This is a genomic window from Flavobacterium gillisiae, from assembly GCF_900107635.1.
Lineage (GTDB): Bacteria > Bacteroidota > Bacteroidia > Flavobacteriales > Flavobacteriaceae > Flavobacterium > Flavobacterium gillisiae.
In genome coordinates this window covers 133,986-149,362 of the sequence record NZ_FNRD01000003.1, presented here as the reverse complement: position 1 = coordinate 149,362, position 15,377 = coordinate 133,986, and the positions used below count along the sequence as shown (strand labels likewise).

Annotated in this window: 13 protein-coding genes; 9 read left to right on the top strand and 4 right to left on the bottom strand. The window is 33.7% G+C overall.

From position 1 onward, the window contains the following. The first annotated feature begins 28 nt into the window (after positions 1-28). The 3 genes from BLV35_RS05855 (at position 29) to BLV35_RS05845 (ending at position 4,336) form a co-directional block, all read left to right on the top strand. A complete protein-coding gene (locus tag BLV35_RS05855) occupies positions 29-1,327 on the top strand; it encodes a tetratricopeptide repeat protein (protein ID WP_091086208.1) in 1,299 nt (432 codons plus the stop codon). Between the two features lie 7 nt (positions 1,328-1,334). Then, complete coding sequence (locus BLV35_RS05850; RefSeq protein ID WP_091086204.1) at positions 1,335-3,548, top strand: TonB-dependent receptor; 2,214 nt, start codon at positions 1,335-1,337, stop codon at positions 3,546-3,548. Positions 3,549-3,748: 200 nt separating this feature from the next. After that, the gene (locus tag BLV35_RS05845; RefSeq protein ID WP_091086200.1) at positions 3,749-4,336 is read left to right on the top strand and encodes a glutathione peroxidase; all 588 of its coding nucleotides are present in this window, start codon (positions 3,749-3,751) and stop codon (positions 4,334-4,336) included. A gap of 59 nt (positions 4,337-4,395) precedes the next feature. Here BLV35_RS05845 and BLV35_RS05840 read toward each other — a convergent pair whose 3' ends face one another. Continuing rightward, positions 4,396-4,893, bottom strand: coding sequence for a GNAT family N-acetyltransferase (locus BLV35_RS05840; RefSeq protein WP_091086197.1), 498 nt, complete (start codon positions 4,891-4,893; stop codon positions 4,396-4,398). A 143-nt stretch (positions 4,894-5,036) separates the two neighbouring features. Between BLV35_RS05840 and menD the strand changes: the two genes are divergently transcribed. Both menD and BLV35_RS05830 read left to right on the top strand, forming a co-directional pair. Continuing rightward, positions 5,037-6,698, top strand: coding sequence for a 2-succinyl-5-enolpyruvyl-6-hydroxy-3-cyclohexene-1-carboxylic-acid synthase (menD, locus tag BLV35_RS05835; RefSeq protein WP_091086194.1), 1,662 nt, complete (start codon positions 5,037-5,039; stop codon positions 6,696-6,698). A gap of 231 nt (positions 6,699-6,929) precedes the next feature. Beyond that, the gene (locus BLV35_RS05830; protein WP_091086189.1) at positions 6,930-7,271 is read left to right on the top strand and encodes a DUF2853 family protein; all 342 of its coding nucleotides are present in this window, start codon (positions 6,930-6,932) and stop codon (positions 7,269-7,271) included. Positions 7,272-7,371: 100 nt separating this feature from the next. On the opposite strand, the gene BLV35_RS05825 is transcribed toward BLV35_RS05830, so the two are convergent. Together BLV35_RS05825 and BLV35_RS05820 are read right to left on the bottom strand one after the other, a co-directional pair. After that, positions 7,372-7,992, bottom strand: a complete 621-nt coding sequence (locus BLV35_RS05825; RefSeq protein ID WP_091086186.1) for a TlpA family protein disulfide reductase — start codon at positions 7,990-7,992, stop codon at positions 7,372-7,374. Between the two features lie 70 nt (positions 7,993-8,062). Beyond that, positions 8,063-9,415, bottom strand: coding sequence for a M20/M25/M40 family metallo-hydrolase (locus tag BLV35_RS05820; protein WP_091086182.1), 1,353 nt, complete (start codon positions 9,413-9,415; stop codon positions 8,063-8,065). Between the two features lie 333 nt (positions 9,416-9,748). Between BLV35_RS05820 and BLV35_RS05815 the strand changes: the two genes are divergently transcribed. Then, entirely contained in the window at positions 9,749-10,603 is an 855-nt protein-coding gene (locus tag BLV35_RS05815; RefSeq protein WP_091086714.1) for a CvfB family protein, read from the top strand. A gap of 54 nt (positions 10,604-10,657) precedes the next feature. Here BLV35_RS05815 and BLV35_RS05810 read toward each other — a convergent pair whose 3' ends face one another. Next, positions 10,658-11,497: a hypothetical protein gene (locus tag BLV35_RS05810; protein WP_091086179.1), complete on the bottom strand. Its 840-nt coding sequence runs from the start codon at positions 11,495-11,497 to the stop codon at positions 10,658-10,660. A gap of 921 nt (positions 11,498-12,418) precedes the next feature. Here BLV35_RS05810 and BLV35_RS05805 point away from each other — a divergent pair. The 3 genes from BLV35_RS05805 to BLV35_RS05795 all read left to right on the top strand — a co-directional run bounded on the left by BLV35_RS05805 (position 12,419) and on the right by BLV35_RS05795 (position 15,343). Continuing rightward, a complete protein-coding gene (locus BLV35_RS05805) occupies positions 12,419-13,249 on the top strand; it encodes a 1,4-dihydroxy-2-naphthoyl-CoA synthase (RefSeq protein WP_091086176.1) in 831 nt (276 codons plus the stop codon). A gap of 76 nt (positions 13,250-13,325) precedes the next feature. Continuing rightward, positions 13,326-13,841, top strand: coding sequence for a PH domain-containing protein (locus BLV35_RS05800; protein ID WP_091086171.1), 516 nt, complete (start codon positions 13,326-13,328; stop codon positions 13,839-13,841). Continuing rightward, a complete protein-coding gene (locus BLV35_RS05795) occupies positions 13,841-15,343 on the top strand; it encodes a PH domain-containing protein (RefSeq protein ID WP_091086168.1) in 1,503 nt (500 codons plus the stop codon). The genes BLV35_RS05800 and BLV35_RS05795 overlap by 1 nt, the downstream gene beginning before the upstream one ends. Positions 15,344-15,377 lie beyond the last annotated feature (34 nt).

The window sequence follows — 15,377 nt, the reverse complement described above, 5'->3', positions numbered from 1 at the left end:
TTCTAACAATAAACAAAACACATAGATTATGAAACCTTATAAACTTATCCCCGTCCTGGTTTTTACAATCCTTTTTATTTTCGCTTGCGATACTAAAAAACAGAACCAGATTACAAATACTTCCGATTATAATAAATACTTGAATGTTGATGGTAATGAATCATTGGATTTTGCAAATAAAGAAATTGATTTTTGGCAAAAAAAATACGATGCAGCTCCTAATCAAAAAAGTTACTTAGGAATAATTGCTTCTAAGTATGCCACTCTTTTTGAATATACGGGCGACATTAAAAATTTATATAAAACAGAAGATTTACTTGTCCAATCGAATGAAGCTAATAAGTATTCCAAAGTATCGACAATTCGTTCACTAGGAAGAAATTATATTGCGCAACATAGATTCAAAGAAGCGTTAGTTTTAGCTAATAAAGCTTTGGCTATAGGCGAAGGACGAAAAGAAACTCAGAAATTACTGTTTGATGTTCAGATGGAATTGGGAAATTTCGCTGAAGCAGAAAGTAATTTGAATGCTTTAAAAGACATGAATGATTATGATTATCTAATTCGTTTAGCAAAATGGAATGATCATAAAGGCGATTTGAAAACGGCGATTACATTTATGGAGAAAGCCAGAGATATTGCTGAGAAGGAAGATAATAAAACACTTAAAATATGGTCTTATTCGAATCTAGGTGATTTTTATGGTCACGCTGGAAGAATTCAAGATTCGTATGACAGTTACTTAAAAACATTAGCAATAGATCCCAATTATTCCTATGCATTAAAAGGAATTGCTTGGATTGTATTTTCTCATGAAAGAAATACTAAAGAAGCAAAAAGAATTGTGGAAGCTATTGAAATCACACACAACACTCCAGATTTTTATTTATTGAAATCTCAGATTGCCCAATTTGAAGGGGATGATGCAGCAGCTTTAGAAGATAGGAATGCTTATTTTGCAATGCTTGAAAAGAATAATTACGGAGCGATGTATAATAAATACAACACTTTGATTTATGCTGATGCAAAAGAAACAGCGCCTAAAGCATTAGAAATTGCAAAAATAGAAGTGGATCACAGACCTACACCAGATTCATATGATTTATTAGCTTGGTCTTATTTGAATATGGGACAAAAGGATAAAGCATTAGAAATTGCCAAGAAATATGTGGTAGGCAAATCATTTGAACCAAAGGTGCAATACCACTTGGCAATGATTTACAAGTCCAATAATGAGAACCAAAAAGTAGCACCTATAAAGGAAGAATTGCTTTCTAGTATGTATGAATTAGGTCCTAATTTAGAGAAAAAGGTTAATAAATTATAATCCCATCATGAGATATTTTTTTACAATTGTACTTGCCTTTTTAGGGTTGGTATCGCAAAGTCAGGTCCAAAAAGGAGTTGTTGTAGACGAATTTGGGAATGCAATTGAGAACGCTTATATCGTAAATACTAATTCGGAGGCACATGCACATACTAATGAGTTGGGAATGTTCAGCATTGATAAATCAGTAGTAGGAAATGTTTTGAAAGTAACTGCTTTGGGACACAAAAAGGCAAACTATACGATAATTGACTCAGAAAACAGAATTCTGTTGGAAGAGGATATCTTTAGATTAGATGAGATAGTGATTCAACAACAGCTTTCGGCAATGAATGTAATTTCAAAAATTGATTTACAAACTACACCGGTAAATTCTTCTCAGGAAATTTTACGGAAAGTTCCAGGATTATTTATTGGTCAACATGCTGGAGGAGGGAAAGCAGAACAAATATTCCTAAGAGGATTTGATATAGATCACGGAACTGACATTGCCATTTCTGTAGATGGAATGCCTGTAAATATGGTATCGCATGCACATGGTCAAGGCTACGCTGATTTGCATTTTGTGATTCCAGAAACGGTAGAAAAGATAGATTTTGGAAAAGGGACGTATTATGCCAGTAAAGGGGATTTTGCAACGGCAGGGTACGTCGCCTTCCAAACTAAAGAAAAGTTAGACAAGAGTAGTATAAGTGTAGAAGCGGGCCAGTTTAATACGCTAAGAACGGTAGGAATGTTTAATCTTTTGGGAAACCAGAAAAAACAAAGTTCCTACATCGCTACAGAATACATTTTGACGGATGGTCCATTTGAGTCACCTCAAAATTTTAATAGAATCAATTTGTTAGGGAAATATTCGGCAGTTTTGGATGACAATAGTAAGTTCTCAGTATCTGCTTCTCATTTTTCCAGTACTTGGGATGCATCTGGACAAATACCACAACGATTAGTAGATAATGGAACTATTTCTAGATTTGGATCAGTTGATGATACCGAAGGAGGGACTACGTCCAGAACAAATATTAATGCGTCGTTAAGCAAACCTATAGATGAAAATACGTTTTTGAAAGCCAATGCTTTTTATTCAAAATATGATTTTGAACTGTATTCTAATTTCACTTTCTTCTTAGAAGATCCGATAAACGGAGATCAAATCAAGCAAAAGGAAAACCGTTCTATTTATGGGATGAATGCAGAATTAAATAAGAAAGTAAAAAGTAATGATTGGGATGCTTCATTTCAATTAGGCGTAGGTTTTCGTGCTGATGCTACTATTGATACTGAACTGTCACACACCTTGAACAGAAGTATTACTTTAGAAAATATTAAATTAGGAGATATTGATGAGACCAATGCGTTTACGTACTTAAATTCAGAATTCAAATTCGGGAAATTGACGATCAATCCAGCAGTAAGATTAGATTATTTTAAATTTAATTACAGAGATAAGCTAGCTCCTATCTATAAAACACAGACCGAAAATGAGGTAAAAGTATCTCCGAAACTTAATTTTATATATTCACAAAATAACAATTTGCAATTTTTTGTAAAATCAGGAATTGGCTTTCATTCGAATGATACTCGCGTTGTGGTTCAAAATAATGGAAAACAAATTTTGCCTACTGCGATAGGAACTGATGTAGGAACGATTTGGAAACCTTTCCCAAGGTTAATTGTAAATTCGGCGTTATGGTATTTGTATTTACAGCAAGAGTTTGTCTATGTGGGAGACGCAGGGATTATTGAACCTAGCGGAAAAACAAGAAGAATGGGAGCAGATTTAGGATTGCGTTATCAATTGAATGATTGGTTGTATTTTGATGCTGATGCAAATTATACTTACGCCAGAAGCATTGATGAGCCTAATGGGCAAAACTACATTCCACTTGCACCAGATTTCACTTCTACTGGTGGTTTAAGCTTTCAAAAACGGAACGGACTTTCAGGAGGATTGCGTTACCGTTATCTAAAAAGTCGTCCTGCAAATGAAGATAATTCAATTGTAGCCAAAGGATATGCAATAGCAGATTTTAATATTAATTATGAATTTAAAAGTGTCACTTTTGGAGTTTCGGTAGAGAATTTATTGAATACAAAATGGAATGAAACTCAATTTGCCACTGAATCACGATTAAAAGATGAGTCTAACAGTGTTGAAGAAATTCATTTTACACCTGGAACACCGTTTTTTATGAAAGCAAGAATAACGTATAAGTTTTAGTAAAGAATAAATGATTTTGTTTGTTTTGTTAGAAAGGCCTGCCGTTACTACTTTTTGTGCGTCAGGCTTTTTTATTCCAGAAAGCTATGTACTAAAACGTAAATATGTCACGTATTTTTTTAACGTTTGTTCAATGAAAAATAGAGTTTAGAATAGACAGAAGTAATTTTGAATTTGTTTAATTTTATCAAAAATTAATTATGAAAAAGCTATTGGTACTAACGTGTAGTGCATTATTTCTTTTCAGTTGCCAAAATCAGGCACAAACCAAAAAATCAAATAAAAATAAAAGTGAAATCGCTATGGAAAAACAAAATATTTATCAATTTAAGGTCGAAGATTTATCAGGAAATGTGTTCGATTTCGCGAGCCTAAAAGGAAAAAAATTAATGATTGTAAATACGGCGTCAAAATGTGGGTTAACGCCTCAGTACAAAGATCTTGAAGTGATTTATAAAGAATACAAAGACAAAGGATTTGTGATTGTCGGTTTTCCTGCAAACGATTTTGCATCGCAAGAACCGGGTACTAACGAGGAAATCGCTTCTTTTTGCCAACTTAATTATGGCGTTACTTTTCCTATGATGGACAAAGTATCTGTAAAAGGAGATGATATGTGTGCGATATACCAATTTTTGACACAAAAGTCTAAAAACGGGGTACAAGATTCAGAGGTGTCGTGGAATTTTCAAAAATACCTAATCAATGAAAACGGTGAATTAGAAAAAGTGATTGCACCTCAAACATTACCTACTGATGCGTCTGTTATCGACTGGATAAAAGCATAGTTTTTTTTAGTTTACAGTATAAAAAAAGCGATTTTCATTTAAGAAAATCGCTTTTTTTATTATTCCAAAATTAGCTGCATAAAAACAGAGTGCAACCAGCGGTCAAATTTAAATCCAGAATCTTTTATTATTCCTGCGGTTGTGAATCCAAATTTTTCATGAAAGACTACACTACTTTGATTTTCTGCATCAATAACGGCAACCATCGTGTGCAGTCCTTGTTTTTTAGCTAAGACAATTAATTCTTGTAGCAGTATTTTTCCAATTCCTTTGCCATGAAAATCATTGTCCACATAAACGGAATGTTCTACGGTATATTTATACGCTTCTCTGAATCGGAATTCACTGTACATTCCAAAACCGGTAACAACTCCATCTAATTCAGCTACAATAACAGGGAATCCTTTAGCGATTTTATCCTCTAAAATTGTCTTTTGCTGTTCATAGCTACGCACATTATAATCATATAAGGCCGTTGAGTTTAAGATGTTATAGTTGATGATATCTAATATTGCTTGAGTGTCCTCAGCTTGGTAAGGTCGAATTTTGATTTCCATTTTGATCAGTAAAATTTATTTCCAAATTTAAGAAAAATCAGTTAAAATGCGACGAAAAGAAGGAGCAAGTTTGTAACTTTGCTTGGACTAAGGTTTTGAAGAATATTAGAGACTTTAAACCTTAAACTTTAAACTAAAATTTAATGATTTACCCCAAAATACCTTTAGCGCAAAGCATTATTCAAACTTGTTTAGCCAAAGGAATTACCACCATAATAATTTCTCCAGGATCGAGAAATGCTCCTTTAATTATAGGTTTTACAAATAATCCTGCATTTGATTGCTACAGTATTGCGGACGAGCGCTGCGCTGCTTTTTTTGGTTTAGGTATAGCCCAACAGACTAAAAAACCAGTAGTATTAATTTGCAGTTCTGGTTCGGCATTATTGAATTACTATCCTGCTCTTGCAGAAGCTTACTACAGTCAGATTCCATTGATTGTCATTTCTGCTGACAGACCACAAAGCAAAATTGATATTGGTGACGGACAAACCATCCGTCAGGAAAATGTATTTGCAAATCATTCTTTATACAATGCCAATTTGAGCGAAATGGTTTCTGTTGAAAATGACAATAAAATAAAAGAGGCGATTGACATTTCAATTGCTCAAAAAGGCCCTGTACATATCAATGCGCCTTTTGAAGAGCCTTTGTATGAAACAACTTCTGAGCTTGCCGTGAGTGTGAGTGTTACCGCTTCCGCAAAAGATACGCAGTCACTTTCACACGATAAGGTAGCCGAGTATGCGACGATTTGGAACCAGGCTACAAAAAAAATGCTATTAGTAGGCGTGAATTACCCTGATGCCATTAGTGAAAGTATAATCGAAAATTTAGCTGCTGATGAATCGGTGGTAGTTTTGACAGAAACGACGTCAAATGTACATCATCCTAAATTTATCAATACCATAGATACTTTAATCACTCCTTTTACTAGTGCGGATTTTGAGGATTTTCGTCCTGAGATATTAGTCACTTTTGGAGGGATGATTGTTTCGAAGCGGATTAAAGCCTTTTTACGAAAATACAAACCAAAACACCATTGGCATATCGATTCTCTAAGAGCGTACGATACTTTCAATGCGTTGACAAAGCATTTTGAAGTAGAACCAAATTTATTCTTCGACGTGTTTTTACCGTTGACAAGATCAGTTGAGAGCAACTATTTCAAGAATTTGGATGCTGTCAATAAATTACGTGAACAAAAAAGCAAGATCTATTTAGATAAAATCCCATTCTCGGATTTTAAAGTTTTCGAAAAAGTGATTCCGAGTTTACCAATGAATTCACAGTTGCAAATCAGTAACAGTTCTGCCATTCGTTACGCACAGCTGATTGCTATTGATCCATCCATTGAGGTGTATTGCAATCGAGGAACTAGTGGAATTGACGGAAGTACTTCTACCGCAATTGGTGCGGCTGTTGCCAATGAAAAACAAACCGTATTTATAACGGGTGATATTGGTTTTTTATATGATAGCAATGCCTTATGGAACAATTATATCCCAAAAAACTTCAAAATAATTTTGATTAATAATGGAGGAGGAGGCATTTTTAGAATTTTACCAGGACATGAGGAAACGCCTGTTTTCAATACTTTCTTTGAAACCTCTCACTGTTTAACCGCAGAACATTTAGCTAGGATGTACGGTTTTGAATATACTATTGCTAGTGATGAGTTAAGCTTAGAAAAAGGTTTAGCTACTTTATATGGTCAAAATGAAAAGCCCGGAATACTGGAAATTTTTACACCAACGCTTGAAAACGATTCTATTTTATTGCAGTTTTTTAAAGAGTTGTTGTAATCTGTAGAATTAAAAATAGCGGTTTGTTAAAATAAATTAGACTAACTGAGTTTTAATGGGAAATTGTTGATTTTACTGTTGAAAACAGTTTTTCAAGGCCTTTTGCGTCATATTTCACCTTGTTTTGGTTGTGTTTTGATTAATTTATTAAGAAAACTAAGCGCTCTTATAAATAAATGTTTAAATTTGAGAGTATAATAAACTATTAACTAAACTATTAAATTTTTATTTATGAGCAAGAGAGACGAATTAATTGAAAAGTATGCTGCAGATTTAAAAGATAAATGTGGTGTAACTCCAGATATGGATTTATTGACAAAAGTAACTATTGGTTGTGGCCCGTCAATTTACAACGCAGATGCTGCAACAGTGGCTGGAAGCCAGCAAGCAGAATTAGATACAGTTAAAAATAATTTCCTAATCAAAAAATTAGGTTTAGCAGATGGAGCAAATTTAGACGCAGGTATCGATGCAGTAATGGAGAAATACGGTCGCTCTAATAAAAATAAATACAGAGCTGTTGTCTATTACCTATTAGCAGTTCACTTCAAAAAAGAAAGTGTTTACAATTAATATTTTTTTTTATAATATGAAAAAAGCGCCTTATGGGCGCTTTTTTTGGTTCTGTCTCATCTCTATAAATAACATTGTAGGTAGTGAGTCTTTACTATATTTATTCCTCAAGCAACTGTTTTATCTGAAGATTAAATTTTTTCCCGCCATAGTTGGCGAAACCCTCATGGTGTAATCTCATTATTCCAAATTTATCCAAAACAACGGTAGTAGGTAATGAACTAGAATAAATTTCTTGAGGTACGGCTGATACGGCTTGAAAAATGGGTAACGAATACTTTTTCTTGTCTAAAAACTGCTTTCCCGTGGCTATATTATCATCCATGTTGATCATCAAAAAAACAATTTTATCATTATTTTTAAATTCAGAGTGGAATTTTTCTATAGAAGGAAATTCAGCAACACATGGTGGACACCAAGATGCCCAAAAGTTGATGAAAACAACTTTACCTTTCAAGTCAGCTGTATTCTTAACATTGCCTTCGTAATCTTTAAAATCAAAATGATTGCGGAGTATATTGTCTGAAGAGTTAACTGATGAAATCTCAGCGTTGAAAAGACCAGTGAACATCAACTGCTTGATGAGAAAAGATTTTGCGTCCGGGCTGAATAGTAGAATAGCAATAAAGATTAGGAATACAATTGTCGATAAATTTTTCTTAATCATTTTTAGATTAATGAGTTGTTTGGATTGTTTCTCGTCACTGTTTTTTCCTGTCATTATTACTTGTGTTAGATTATACTATTTTTGGGGTAGAGAGCGCTTTTCTCTTTGGGTAATCATATGATTTTTAACGAATAGGTACTGGAAAAACGGGCAAACTCGCATGTCCTAATTCATCTATTGCTTGAACGGCAAAAAGAAAATTATCCTTAGAATACGGTATTGTTGCATTGGTGTCTGTTACGAAAATCATTTTCTCCCAGTTTGTGGCTGATGTTTCTCTAATTAGAACCTGGTACCCGTACGTTTTTTTATTATCAGCTGCTTTCCAAGCCAATGTTGAGAAATTAGTTAGGTCTTTTACCTCAATTCCCACATTGGTAGGTGATTTTGGTGCCCAAGCTAAATTAGCCAATGTGGCTAAATTTGATGCAGCTATTTTGCGTAGGTATTCAAAGTCCATAAATTCAGGTAAGTCGCCATATTTAACCGTATTTTCAGTTCGTAAGTCCTGGTGCTGGTGATTATAGTTTTCGTTCATCTCGCAAAAACGAACAGCGGTAAAACCATTTTGACTAAAAGGAGTATGATCGCCACCACGTAAAAAACGATCGTTTCTGTAGACAAGATTGACCTCTAACTGATCTACGTATTGATCAGTTGCTGTTTTGATGTAGCGGGCTAATAACCTGGAAGGGCTGTCGTTGTCTCTATTGGTTAGTTTTCTCATTTTTGCTTCGTCCTCCGTTTCAAGATAAGGAGTCGCTTCACTAAATACTCTTACTTTAGTATTGTCTCTTAGGTTTGTTCCGCTAGACAAGCTGTTTCCTATCATATCGTTGTTGAGCATGGCGACAATGTTCCAATTTTCTTGCTTGGCAAGCTCTGCCAAATGTCTGGCGCCATACAATCCTTGCTCTTCTCCTGTAACTGCTACAAAAAGGATGGTGTAAGGAAAAGATCTTTTACTCATTATTTTAGCTAGTTCCATCATGGCGGCAACGCCAGAACCGTCATCATTTGCTCCGGGAGCATCTGATTTAGCATCCATAACATCGGTAACTCGCGAGTCGAGATGTCCGCTGATAATCAAAACACGGTCATCGCCGGAATCTGTTCCTTTTAAGGTTGCCATTACATTCCCCAGTTGGCTATCAACAGCTATTCGTCTTCCATCTGCTTTGATGGTAAAATAATCTATTTTTGACGTAAGTCGGCCATTTGATTCTAAAGCGTATTTTTCGAATTCAGATTTCACCCATTGTTGTGCTGCTCCGATGCCTCGCGTTTTACTTTTGGTATCGCTTAAGGTATGGCGGGTTCCAAAGGAAACAAGTTTTTTTACGGTGTTTTCAAGACTTTCAGCTTTGACTTCAGTAATCATTTTTTTGATTTCGGGATCATCAACAGTGATTTGGGCGAAGCTGATTTGGGTGAAAAACAATAAGGTAAGGAGGTAACAGAAAGGATTTGGTTTCATTTGTTTTTTGATGTTTTATTTTGAGAATTTAAAATTAAGTAAAAAAAGAAATTTAATAGGTAGAAAAAATAATTTTAATAGTTGTTTAATGAGTTTTAAGGAGCTTTTTGTTGGTTTTGTAGAAAATGAAACGTTGTAATTTAGCCCCGATAGAAGCGCGTATCCTTTTTGGGCTGGGGTTTAGCCCAAAAGATACTGCGGATAGCGGGACGAATCGTTTTTGTAATTTATGTTGTTTTTGCTTCTAATAAGGAAAATACGAGGGAATTGTATGATGGGATGGGTTTACTATTTTCAAACTTCGTACCTTTGCGCCTTAGAAAATTGAATAAAATGATTGAAATAGGAAAATACAATACGCTTACAATACTTCGTGATACTAAAGTTGGTTTATTTCTGGGTACGCCAGAGACCGATCCTGAGGGAATACACGACATACTTTTACCCAATAAATATGTGCCTAACGAATTTGAGATAGGTGAGGAGTTGATTGTTTTTGTTTATTTAGATCATGAAGAACGTCCTGTAGCAACAACGCTTGAGCCTTATATTTTATTAAATGAATTTGCGCTTTTGCGTGTGAATTATGTTAATCAGATTGGTGCTTTTATGGATTGGGGAATGGAAAAAGACATTCTGGTTCCGTTTAAAGAACAGGCTCGTCCTATGGAAAAAGGAAAGCGCTACTTAGTGTATCTTTATATGGATGAGAAAACAAATCGATTAGTTGCTTCAAGTAAGACGAATCAGTTTCTTAAAAATGAAGTGCTTACTGTTGAAAAAGGAGAAGAAGTAGAGCTGATCGTTTCTCATATAACTGAAATAGGAATCAATGTAATTATCAACGAGCAGTTTAAAGGCTTGTTGTATAAGGATGAGGTATATGATGATGCTATTCGTACGGGAGATCGTATGCGTGGTTACATTAAAAATATTCGTCCTGACAATAAAATTGATGTTTCTCTACAGATTCAAGGATATCAAAGTATCGAGCCTAATGCAGATATTATTCTAGATGAATTAAGAGCAAGCCGTGGTTTTTTAAGATTGACTGATAGTTCACATCCAGAAGATATTAAGACTGTTTTAAAAATGAGTAAGAAAACATTCAAAAAAGCGATTGGAGCTCTCTATAGAGAAAAGCTAATCGAAATTAAAGAAGACGGGATATACCTGATTAAAGAATAATAAAAAAAAGACTAACCGTTTTGGGTTAGTCTTTTTTTTGCCTAAAATGAAAGCTTATTCATTAGCCTGTACGGTTTCAGCTTTTTCTACAATTTCTTTTATGACTTCGTCAAGTTCCCTGCTTGAAATCATTACATTGTCTAAAAGGAATTTTTTATCCTGTTCGGAGTTATCAGGATCTTTTAAAAGTTCTACAATAGCTATTAATCTTGATAGTGGGGTTCTAACCACATGAGACTGTATCCAAGTTATTTCTTTGAGTAAATCATTTTGTTTTTCTATTTTTTTAGTATGAAGTAAGGTTTCCTGGAAGCTATCATTCAAGTGGTCAAATAACCTTGGAATTAAAGAACATATTAAAAAACTTATAAAAATCAGGTTTGAAAATACAGCTAGAAGTTCATATAGTTTAAAATAATTATTATGAATTAATATTAGGTCTGAATAATATAACGAAATATAAAGTATTGTTATGTATAGGTTTAAAAGTGCTGGTGTGTATTTGTTTTTAAAAGAATATATAAAGACAGACAAAAAACAGGAAGCAAGTAAATAGAGCGTACTATTAAGACCTACATAATAAATCAAAGTAAAACTAAGTACGTACATGGTGCCTATGAATAATAATTTTCTGTATTTTATTTTGATTCCTTTTTTGAAACCTACTATCATCACGATTAAAACAGAGAATACGTCAATTATTGCTAAGGTATAATACCCCATATCTAAAGCCCAAATTAATGAGGGGATAAAAGCGATAATACTAAAAGGAATTGTAAAAACAATGGTATTAGAAAACATGTCGTCTCTCCAATATTTCAAATTTCTATTTTGATCTAAAGAAATTAGAATATTATGTTTTATGGTCGAGACATATTTTTTCCAAAATTTCATTAAGTACTGAATTAAATGAATAACTATTTGATAATGAGTAGCGATTCTTAAATATACTGATTATATTGTTAAAAACGAATGAAAATAATTTATTCGCTTTACTGAAAGGCTGCTTTTATTTTTCTGAATTTAGTTTTGTGGAGAATTGTTTTTCTATCGTAATCGAAATAAAGAAGACGAGATATACCTGATTAAAGAATAAAAAAAAGAAAGACTAATCCAAAAGGGTTAGTCTTTCTCTCTTAAATGCCATTTCATAAAATATAAAACGACACCAAAATAATTACAATTTCATTTGTATAGTAGTTCTATTGCTTTTGCAATTAGTTTTCTAGTATAAATACTATTTTTAAAATATTGACTCAAGCATAAAATTACTTCAATGAATACTTGTCTTTAGATGTTCAAACATTTACTTAGCAGCTAAGAATCAATTTCACATTAAAAGCCATTGGTTTTGTATATATATTGCAAGATTCTTTCTCTAACATTAGTCAACTTATCCAATATGGTAAGTGAGAAAAGAATTCTATTTTTTTAACCGTCGGTGTTACTCTTTATTTTTTTGCTGGTTTTATAAATGATTTTCTCATTAGCTCGATTGTCAAAGTAACAGAATTTAGTACCATAGAACAAGGAGCGACAAAATTTTTAATTGAATTCAAATTATTCTTTTTTTAGGTTAATAAATCAGTGAAGTATAATTGCTAAATCAGGATTTTTTATTCCTATTCTGCTGATTAGCATGATCTAAAATTAGTCATTATAGTAGTTGACCACTGTTAATAAGTTATTTTTTTTTAAACTTTAACACTTTACAGCCGTTTTGTAAAGGAAGGATTTCCAAAGCTTCCCTCATAGAATAGTATAAAATGCAAAAAATGATTTATTTTTACACTTAAATAATTTAAATCAATTATAATGGATTGGATCACTGCCAAAGAATACGAAGATATCACCTATAAGAAATGCAATGGAGTCGCTAGAATAGCGTTCAATAGACCCGATGTCCGCAATGCTTTTCGTCCAAAAACAACAGCTGAGTTATACAACGCATTTTATGATGCACAAGAGGACACTTCAATTGGGGTTGTTTTGTTATCTGCTGAAGGTCCTTCGTCTAAAGATGGAGTATATTCTTTTTGTAGTGGTGGAGATCAAAATGCGCGTGGTCATCAAGGGTACGTGGGAGAAGACGGTCAACATCGTTTGAATATATTAGAAGTACAACGTTTAATCCGTTTTATGCCAAAGGTAGTAATTGCTGTAGTTCCTGGTTGGGCAGTAGGAGGTGGACATAGTTTACATGTAGTTTGCGATCTAACACTTGCGAGCAAAGAACACGCTATCTTTAAACAAACAGATGCTGATGTGACTAGTTTTGATGGTGGTTATGGTTCAGCTTACCTTGCAAAGATGGTAGGACAGAAAAAAGCACGTGAGATTTTCTTTTTAGGGCGCAATTATTCAGCTCAAGATGCAATGGATATGGGAATGGTAAATGCCGTTATTCCACATGCAGAATTAGAAGATACCGCTTATGGGTGGGCACAAGAAATATTAGGCAAATCACCCATGGCTATTAAAATGCTAAAATTTGCGATGAACCTGACCGATGACGGAATGGTAGGACAACAGGTTTTTGCAGGTGAAGCTACACGATTAGCCTATATGACTGAAGAAGCCAAAGAAGGTAGAAATGCTTTCCTTGAAAAACGTAAGCCAAACTTTGAGAAAAAATGGTTACCATAAAAAAGTTTGAATTTTGAAGTTGATTTTGATAACATACTTTAAACGTTTTGAATACTGAACTTTTAACAAAAAATAAATGGAGAACTTCTCAAACGAGACCATCGATACAACGCAGCTTCCTAAATTTGAAGAAGTAGAATTCACTGTTTTACATGCTGATTATTGGAAAGTAACCTTGCTTAATGTCTTTTTCTTTTTTTTACTCGCGGGAGCAGGCTTGGGAGTATTGCTGTTTCTCAATCGAGGATTATTAGTTTTTGCGGTTGGGATTTTAGCAGCTTATTTTATATTTCTTTTTCTTGTTTTGTTACTTTCGAGAATTAGCTATAAGAAAAAAGGATTTGCATTTAGGACTCATGATGTACTTTTCAGGCATGGAATTATAGCGACAAATACAATTGTAATTCCTTATAACAGAATTCAACATGTGGCTTTACATGAAGGTTTAGTTTCGAGGTATTTTGGATTAGCAAAAATTGAAGTTTTTACCGCGGGTGGTAGTTCGAGTGATTTAGAAGTTCCAGGAATAGCGATAGATCAAGCAGAAAATATTAAGCAATTGTTGATGGGGAAAATACAAAAGCAATTGTAATGGTGGAGCAGTTCAATCAGCCTCAAAGACAGTCCGCTGTTGGCATTGTAATACTTTTTTTTGATACCATTCAAAAGTGGGGACGTGCTTTATGGCCTGTGTTGTTAGTCTATGTTGTTAGGTTTGACGATTCAAATAAAGTTTATATCTTTTCGGGTATTGGAGTTTTTTTAATAGTAACGGCAGTAGTAGCCTATTTGAAATATTTGAACTTTACTTTTTACCTACAGGATGAAAATGAAGAGTTTATTATTAGCGAAGGAATTTTTAATAAAACAAAAACGATTATTCAACTGGATAAAATCCAGCAAGTAGATATAAATCAGTCTTTAATTCAGCGTTTTATAGGTGTTTATGAGTTGAATGTGGATACGGCCGGAAGTGCTAAGAAAGAAGGAAGGATTAAAGCAATTTCGCACCCGTTAGCCTTAGCTTTAAAAGCTAGATTATTGGCTGATGAGAAGAAAACTTCGATTTTATCAGATGAGCAAACGATTGTTCAAGAGAAAAGTGTCGAGAAAGAGTCGATCGTTAAGATTAGTTTCTTGAGCTTGTTAAAAGTAGGGATTACTTCTAATTATGTGAAAACTTTGGGATTGATCTTGGCTTTTTTTACAACTTTATATGAACAAAGTAAAAGCTTTATAGCAGACGCAGATTTTGACAAAGAGCAGTTTGATGCCTATGTAGAACAGCGTTCAGTAATTAGTTCGATTGTCTTTTTTTTCATCTTAATGTTTGCTTTGGTTTTGATAATCAATTTAGCTCGGGTTGTCTACAAGTATTTTGATTATAAGGTGGCTAAACAAAACAGTTCATTGTTGCTTTCTTTCGGACTGTTAAGTACTAAGAATACTATCGTAAAGCCAGAAAAAGTACAAATAGTCACTGTTACCAGAAATTATTTTCAAAAGAAAATGAATATTTTGGAAATTAAAATTAGGCAAGCAACGAGCAGTGATAAAGAGAATAGTAAAACTGTAATTGAAATTCCGGGTTGTAATGAAACTGAAAAAGAGGCTGTTTTTAAACTGTTATTTCAAAAAATACCTGTAAAAGGAATTGTTTTAAAACCGAATTACCGCAAGCTTGTTTTTTCCATCTTTCTGTCAATGCTGCTGCCTGTAGTTGCTTTTTTTGCTTTTGCAAAATATATTCAGCCATTGTTTTATGATTATACCTATGCGGTAGTACTGTATCTGTTGTTTGTAGGGCTAATTGTTTATTTTGGTTTTCAGAATAATAGGCTTTATATTAACGATGACTTTATAATTAAACAAAGCGGTGCTTGGGATATTGATAATAGAATAATTGAACCTAGTAAAATCCAGGCTATTACTACTTCGCAGTTGTTTTGGCACAAGAAGGCTAATATTGGGTCGATAATAATACATACAGCGGGAGGGAACCTTACGTTTCAATTAGGAGACTTTAGTACCATAAAACACTATGTTAACCTATGGCTGTACAAGGTCGAAACGTCTAATGATAATTGGATGTAAGCTATTAAAAAAGCTTAAAAAAGAATGAATTATA

What these genes read in the sequence shown, in the direction of transcription:
- BLV35_RS05855 (WP_091086208.1), top strand. Translation starts at nt 29, where the DNA reads ATGAAACCTTATAAACTTATCCCCGTCCTGGTTTTTACAATCCTTTTT.
- BLV35_RS05850 (WP_091086204.1), top strand. Translation starts at nt 1,335, where the DNA reads ATGAGATATTTTTTTACAATTGTACTTGCCTTTTTAGGGTTGGTATCG.
- BLV35_RS05845 (WP_091086200.1), top strand. Translation starts at nt 3,749, where the DNA reads ATGAAAAAGCTATTGGTACTAACGTGTAGTGCATTATTTCTTTTCAGT.
- BLV35_RS05840 (WP_091086197.1), bottom strand. Translation starts at nt 4,893, where the DNA reads ATGGAAATCAAAATTCGACCTTACCAAGCTGAGGACACTCAAGCAATA.
- menD (WP_091086194.1), top strand. Translation starts at nt 5,037, where the DNA reads ATGATTTACCCCAAAATACCTTTAGCGCAAAGCATTATTCAAACTTGT.
- BLV35_RS05830 (WP_091086189.1), top strand. Translation starts at nt 6,930, where the DNA reads ATGAGCAAGAGAGACGAATTAATTGAAAAGTATGCTGCAGATTTAAAA.
- BLV35_RS05825 (WP_091086186.1), bottom strand. Translation starts at nt 7,992, where the DNA reads ATGACAGGAAAAAACAGTGACGAGAAACAATCCAAACAACTCATTAAT.
- BLV35_RS05820 (WP_091086182.1), bottom strand. Translation starts at nt 9,415, where the DNA reads ATGAAACCAAATCCTTTCTGTTACCTCCTTACCTTATTGTTTTTCACC.
- BLV35_RS05815 (WP_091086714.1), top strand. Translation starts at nt 9,749, where the DNA reads ATGATTGAAATAGGAAAATACAATACGCTTACAATACTTCGTGATACT.
- BLV35_RS05810 (WP_091086179.1), bottom strand. Translation starts at nt 11,497, where the DNA reads ATGAAATTTTGGAAAAAATATGTCTCGACCATAAAACATAATATTCTA.
- BLV35_RS05805 (WP_091086176.1), top strand. Translation starts at nt 12,419, where the DNA reads ATGGATTGGATCACTGCCAAAGAATACGAAGATATCACCTATAAGAAA.
- BLV35_RS05800 (WP_091086171.1), top strand. Translation starts at nt 13,326, where the DNA reads ATGGAGAACTTCTCAAACGAGACCATCGATACAACGCAGCTTCCTAAA.
- BLV35_RS05795 (WP_091086168.1), top strand. Translation starts at nt 13,841, where the DNA reads ATGGTGGAGCAGTTCAATCAGCCTCAAAGACAGTCCGCTGTTGGCATT.